Source organism: Streptomyces sp. CT34 (assembly GCF_000805335.1).
Classification (GTDB): domain Bacteria; phylum Actinomycetota; class Actinomycetes; order Streptomycetales; family Streptomycetaceae; genus Streptomyces.
Genome location: NZ_KN708638.1, coordinates 4,787,090 through 4,793,177 on the forward strand (window position 1 = coordinate 4,787,090; position 6,088 = coordinate 4,793,177).

A 6,088-nucleotide genomic window follows, 5' to 3' on the forward strand; every position below is an offset into this window, starting at 1 on the left:
GCCTTGGCGAAAATTTACCGCGCTCCGGCCCGGACCTGAACTAGCGTCACACCTCCGGGCGGTGTGCGCCACGCCACGCCCTGCCCGCTGATTTTCCAGACCTCTCTGGCACTTCCGAATCCTTTGAAGGAGTCCCCGTGATCGTGGTAACCGGAGCAACCGGCAATATCGGCCGCAGTCTTGTCGCCCGCCTCCTGGAGGAAGGCGCCGACGTCCGCGCGCTGACCCGCGACCCGGCGCGGGCCGGGCTTCCGGAGCGGGCCGAGGTGGTCCGCGCCGACCTCGGCGAGGACACCGACCTCACTCCGCTCCTCGCCGACGCCGACGCCCTCTTCCTCAACCTCGCGGCCGGCGGCAGCGAGGCCGCGTCCCGGCTGATCGACGCCGCGGTCAAGGCCGGCGTGCGCCGTATCGTCCTCAACTCCTCGCTGTCGGTGACCGATACGCCCGCCGACGAGACCGACTTCATCGCCCGCAACCACGCCGCGCTGGAGCGCGCGGTACGCGACTCCGGCCTGGAGTGGACCTTCCTCCGTGGCGGCAACTACGCCACCAACGCGCTCAATTGGGCCCCGGCCATCCGTGAGTCGGGCGTGGTCCGCGACCCGCACCCGGGCGCCCAGGGCGTCCCCGTCCACGAGGCCGACCTCGCGGACGTCGCCGCCGTCGCCCTCCTGGACCGCACCGGCGCCCACCGGAACCAGACCTACCTGCTGACCGGCCCCGAGCCGCTCACCAGCGCCCAGCAGGTCGCCGCCATCGGCGAGGCGATCGGCCGGCCGACCCGCATCGAGCAGATCTCGGAGGACGAGGCCGCCGAGGCCATGGCCGGCCCCCACTTTCCGGTCGAGGCCGCCCGCGAACTCATCCGCCTCTTCGGACAGTCGGTCGACGCCCCCCTCTTCCCCGTCTCCGACACCGTCGAGCGCCTCACCGGGCACCCGGCCCGCCCCTTCGCCCAGTGGGCCCGGGACCATGCGGGGGACTTTTCCTGAGCGGAGTTTTCCCGGGCGGGACTCTTCCCGAGCCGGACTTTTCAAGATCGATCGGGCGTCATTCGTCCGTAGCTCCGGTATCCGATGTGCGGCGCGGCGGCCCCGGCCGCTCGTCGTGGCGCACCCGGAGGCCGGCGCCAGGGGCCGGTTGCGGGTGGGCGGCCGGGGGCGGTACGCGGCGGCGTCCGCGACACCCCCGTGGCCCGGCGGCATCGTCGTACGCTTCACACATGACTGACGCTGCACAGGAGATGGGCCGGACCGGCCGCAGGATCCAGGTGGTCGACGAGGTCGCGCCGGATGAGGTCGCGGCCGTCCTCGATCTGATCGAACGGGCCGCGCGGACGGACGGGCAGCCGGCCGTGTCCGAGCAGGGCCGCCTCCAGTTGCGGGGCGGCAAGCGGGAGGGCGTCCGGCATGTGCTGGTGTACGTGCCCGGGGACGACGGCGGGCAGCTGGTCGCGTACGGGCAGCTGGAGGACACCGACCCGGTGGAGGCGCCGGCCGCCGAGCTGGTGGTGCATCCGGGGCACCGCGGCCGGGGGCACGGCCGGGCGCTGGGCGGTGAGCTGATGGAGCAGTCCGGGCGCCGGCTGCGGGTGTGGGCGCACGGCGGGCACCCGGCCGCCCGGCATCTCGCGCAGACCCTGGGGCTGACGATGTTCCGGGAGCTGCGGCAGATGCGGCGCTCGCTCGCGGACCTGGACCTGCCGGAGCCGGTGCTGCCGGAGGGCGTGACCGTCCGCACCTTCCAGCCGGAGACCGATGACGCGGCGTGGCTGGAGGCGAACGCGGAGGCGTTCGCGCACCACCCCGAGCAGGGCTCGCTGACCCAGCGGGACCTGGACGACCGCAAGGCCGAGCCGTGGTTCGACCCGAAGGGCTTCTTCCTGGCGGAGAAGGACGGCCGGGTGGTCGGCTTCCACTGGACCAAGGTGCACGCCGAGGAGGGCCTCGGTGAGGTCTACGTCGTCGGCGTGCGGCCGGCCGCGCAGGGCGGCGGGCTGGGCAAGGCGCTGACCACGATCGGGCTGCGGCACCTGGCGGGGCAGGGGCTGGCGACCGTGATGCTGTACGTGGACGCGGACAACCTGGCGGCGGTGAGCGTGTACGAGCGGCTGGGCTTCGTCACGCACGAGACGGATCTGATGTACCGGTCGGAGACCTGATCCGGTGCAGCGCGACCCGGCGCGTAGCGCGCGAAGGGGTGGGGCGGACCGTGGGCGGTCCGCCCCTTCGCATGTCGTTGCTCAGGTCCCCGGCTGTTGCCGGTCCCGCTGCGCGCGCCACTCGCGCGCGAGCATCGCGTAGATCACCTCGTCGCTCCATGCGCCGTCGAGGAACTCGTTCTCCCGGAGGTGGCCCTCGCGGCGCATGCCCAGCCGCTCCAGGAGCCTGGCGGAGGCGGTGTTGCGGCCGTCCAACTCGGCCTGGATACGGTGCAGTCGCAGGTCCTCGAAGCCCAGCTTCAGCAGTGCCCGGGATGCCTCGGTGGCGTAGCCGTGGCCGGTGTGGTCGGGGTGGAAGACGTAGCCGATGCGGCCCTGGCGGTGCCGGCGGCTGGTGTAGACGAAGGAGACGTCGCCGACCAGAGCGCCGGTCTCGCGGACGACGACGGCGAGCCGGAGGGAGTCGCCGGACTCGCGCAGCGTGGTGCGGGTCGCCATGTCGGAGACCCAGGCGCGGGAGGCGGCCTCGTCGCGCGGGCTCGAGTAGAGGTAACGGCAGACCTCGGGGAGGCGCTGATAGGCGTGGACCGCGGCGAAGTCGTCGAGGCGTACGGGGCGGAGGTCCAGGCGCTCGGTGCGGAGCGGGTAGTCGGGGGTGAACGGGAGGGGCGGGGCGGGAGCGGCGGAAGGTATGGGCACGCGGTCAGCGTAGGGAGCGGGTGCGGGGGGCGGCGGGTTTTCCGGATTGGCCGTAGCGAAGATCGGCGGGGCCGTCCCGGCGCGGAAAATACCCGGGAGTAGCGCCCCGCTTGCCTGGCCGCCATGTCCGCGTTACCGGCGATTCAATATCGCTTGCGAGCATCGCTGAATGCAGCCCGCTGTGCCGAACGTGCCGAAACCGCGGCTCTCCGTCGTTCCGCCGCCTCCTGACGCGCCTGGAACCGCCTTGGCGCGGAAGAATGAGGACATGAAGCAGCAGCACAGCGCTCAGGCCCCGGCCCAGCCCGAGATGCCGTCCCAGGAAACACCGAGGGCCACGGGCCCCTTGGTGCAGCCTTCGGTGGGCTCGATCGCCGCGCACCGCCCGCACGCGGTCAGCGGCACGCTGTCCGGGCTGGAGCCCGACCTGGACGCGGATCCGGACGCGTACGAGGACCGTGGCGTCCCGGGTGCGAACGGTGAGGAGCTGCCCAGCGGGCGCTTCCTGGACCGTGAGCGCAGCTGGCTGGCGTTCAACGAGCGGGTGCTGGAGCTGGCCGAGGACCCGGCCACCCCGCTGCTCGAACGGGCAAACTTCCTGGCGATTTTCGCCAGCAACCTGGACGAGTTCTTCATGGTCCGGGTCGCCGGCCTCAAGCGCCGGATCGCCACCGGCGTCGCCACCCGTTCCGCGTCCGGCCTCCAGCCCCGCGAGGTGCTGGACCTCATCTGGACCCGGTCCCGCGAGCTCATGGCCCGGCATGCCGCCTGCTACCAGCAGGACGTCGCCCCCGATCTCGCCGAGCAGGGCATTCACCTGATCCGCTGGCCCGATCTGACCGACAAGGAGCAGGCCCGGCTGTTCACGCTCTTCCGGCAGCAGATCTTCCCGGTCCTCACCCCGCTCGCGGTCGACCCGGCGCACCCGTTCCCGTACATCTCGGGACTCTCGCTGAATCTGGCCGTGGTGGTCAGGAACCCCGTCAGCGGCCATGATCACTTTGCTCGGGTGAAGGTTCCGCCGCTGCTCTCCCGCTTCCTGGAGGCGTCCCCGCAGCGCTATGTCCCCATCGAGGACGTGATCGCCGCGCACCTGGAGGAGCTGTTCCCGGGGATGGAGGTGCGGGCGCACCACATGTTCCGGGTGACCCGCAACGAGGACCTGGAGGTGGAAGAGGACGACGCGGAGAACCTGCTCCAGGCGCTGGAGAAGGAGCTGATGCGGCGGCGCTTCGGGCCGCCCGTCCGGCTGGAGGTCGAGGAGTCCATCGACCCGGGCGTGCTCGACCTGCTCGTCCAAGAGCTGAAGGTCTCCGAGGCCGAGGTCTACCCGCTGCCGGGGCCGCTCGACCTGACCGGGCTGTTCGGGATCGGCGCGCTGGACCGGCCGGAGCTGAAGTACCCGAAGTTCGTGGCCGGTACGCACCGCGACCTGGCGGAGGTGGAGTCCGCTTCCGCGCCCGACGTCTTCGCCGCGCTGCGCGCCCGCGACGTGCTGCTGCACCACCCGTACGACTCCTTCTCCACCTCCGTGCAGGCGTTCCTGGAGCAGGCCGCGGCCGACCCGAACGTGCTCGCCATCAAGCAGACGCTCTACCGCACCTCCGACCACTCGCCGATCGTGGACGCCCTGATAGACGCCGCGGAATCCGGCAAGCAGGTCCTGGTCCTGGTGGAGATCAAGGCGCGCTTCGACGAGCAGGCCAACATCAAGTGGGCCCGCAAGCTGGAGGAGTCCGGCTGCCATGTCGTCTACGGCCTGGTCGGGCTCAAGACGCACTGCAAGCTGTCGCTCGTCGTCCGCCAGGAGGGCGAGATCCTGCGCCGGTACTCCCATGTGGGGACCGGCAACTACCACCCCAAGACGGCCCGGTTGTACGAGGACCTGGGGCTGCTGACCGCGGACCCGCAGGTGGGAGCCGACCTCTCCGACCTCTTCAACCGGCTGAGCGGCTACTCCCGGCGGGAGACCTACCGCCGGCTGCTGGTCGCGCCCAGGTCGCTGCGCGACGGGCTGATACAGCGCATCGCCAAGGAGGCCGCGCACCACCGGGCCGGGCGTCCCGCCTACGTCCGGATCAAGGTCAACTCGATGGTCGACGAGGCCGTCATCGACGCGCTCTACCGGGCCTCGCAGGCCGGAGTGCCGGTCGACATCTGGGTGCGCGGCATCTGCGCGCTGCGCCCCGGGGTCCCCGGCCTGAGCGAGAACATCCGGGTCCGCAGCATCCTCGGCCGCTTCCTGGAGCACTCCCGGGTCTTCGCCTTCGGCAACGGAGGCGAGCCCGAGGTGTGGCTGGGCAGCGCCGACATGATGCACCGCAATCTCGACCGGCGGATCGAGACGCTGGTCCGGGTCGCCGACCCGGCCCACCGCGCGGCCCTCAACAGGCTGCTGGAGACCGGCACTTCGGACTCCACCGCGTCCTGGCACCTGGGCCCGGACGGCAACTGGACCCGGCGGTCGGTGGACGCGGACGGCAACGCGCTGCGGAACGTACAGGAAATGCTCATTGACGCCCGGAGGCGCCGGCGTGGCCCAGCGACATGACCAGCCGGCCGGGGGGCCGCCGCCCGGTCTCATCGGCATCGGTACGGGAAGCGGAATCGGATACGGGTCCGGCGCGGCGCCGGGAGCCCGTGCGGCGGTGGTGGACGGGCCGGGGGAAGCGGTGTTCGGGGACATTTCGGCGTACGGGGAGTACCGGGAGGCCCGTTGCGGGCCGGGGACCGGGGGACACGGGGCAGCGGCGCCGTACGGCGCGGACGGTGGTGGAGCGGGCGCCGGGCTCGCCGGCCGGACCGCCGCGGACGTGCTCGCCGGCTATCTGCACCGGCAGGCCGCCGACTTCCTGCGCAGTCTGCGGCTGCACCGGGAGAGCGGCGCGGACGCGGCGGGCGCAGGCGAGGCGGCCCGGCAGCTGCGCCGCGCGGCGCGCCGCATCAGTGCCACGCTGCACACCTTCCGGCCGCTGACCGAGGAGGTCTGGGCCGACCAACTCCGCGCCGAGCTCGGGTGGTTGAGCGGCACGCTGGCGCGCGAGCAGGCGTGCGAGGCGCGCCGGGAGCGGCTGATGGGGGCGTTGCAGCGGCTGACCGGACGGGCGGAGCGGGTCGAGCGGCCGGCGGAGCGCGGCGGCCGGGGCGTCCGTGGGGGCCGTACGGCCACCGCTGCCACCCCCGCGGCGCCGGCCGCCGGTACGGCAGCTGGGACGGCCGTCGAGC

At 72.6% G+C, this 6,088-nt stretch carries 5 protein-coding genes; 4 read left to right on the forward strand and 1 reads right to left on the reverse strand.

Annotated features, from left to right (window positions below; all coding sequences use genetic code 11):
* Positions 1 to 143 precede the first annotated feature (143 nt).
* Complete coding sequence (locus RZ84_RS21000) at positions 144 to 995, forward strand: NAD(P)H-binding protein (RefSeq protein WP_347232774.1); 852 nt, start codon at positions 144 to 146, stop codon at positions 993 to 995.
* A 230-nt stretch (positions 996 to 1,225) separates the two neighbouring features.
* Complete coding sequence (gene mshD / locus RZ84_RS21005; RefSeq protein WP_043265586.1) at positions 1,226 to 2,164, forward strand: mycothiol synthase; 939 nt, start codon at positions 1,226 to 1,228, stop codon at positions 2,162 to 2,164.
* Positions 2,165 to 2,245: 81 nt separating this feature from the next.
* Here mshD and RZ84_RS21010 read toward each other — a convergent pair whose 3' ends face one another.
* Complete coding sequence (locus tag RZ84_RS21010) at positions 2,246 to 2,863, reverse strand: GNAT family N-acetyltransferase (protein WP_078894028.1); 618 nt, start codon at positions 2,861 to 2,863, stop codon at positions 2,246 to 2,248.
* A gap of 268 nt (positions 2,864 to 3,131) precedes the next feature.
* Between RZ84_RS21010 and RZ84_RS21015 the strand changes: the two genes are divergently transcribed.
* Positions 3,132 to 5,414 (forward strand): RNA degradosome polyphosphate kinase, encoded by a 2,283-nt coding sequence (locus RZ84_RS21015; RefSeq protein ID WP_043265587.1) that lies wholly within the window; start codon positions 3,132 to 3,134, stop codon positions 5,412 to 5,414.
* Positions 5,398 to 6,088 (forward strand): CHAD domain-containing protein (locus RZ84_RS41470; RefSeq protein ID WP_241777790.1); only part of this gene is annotated, 691 nt, incomplete at its 3' end. The genes RZ84_RS21015 and RZ84_RS41470, both read left to right, overlap by 17 nt.

Excerpts from the sequence above, each read along its gene's own strand:
- mshD (WP_043265586.1), top strand. The coding sequence starts at position 1,226 with ATGACTGACGCTGCACAGGAGATGGGCCGGACCGGCCGCAGGATCCAG.
- RZ84_RS21015 (WP_043265587.1), top strand. The coding sequence starts at position 3,132 with ATGAAGCAGCAGCACAGCGCTCAGGCCCCGGCCCAGCCCGAGATGCCG.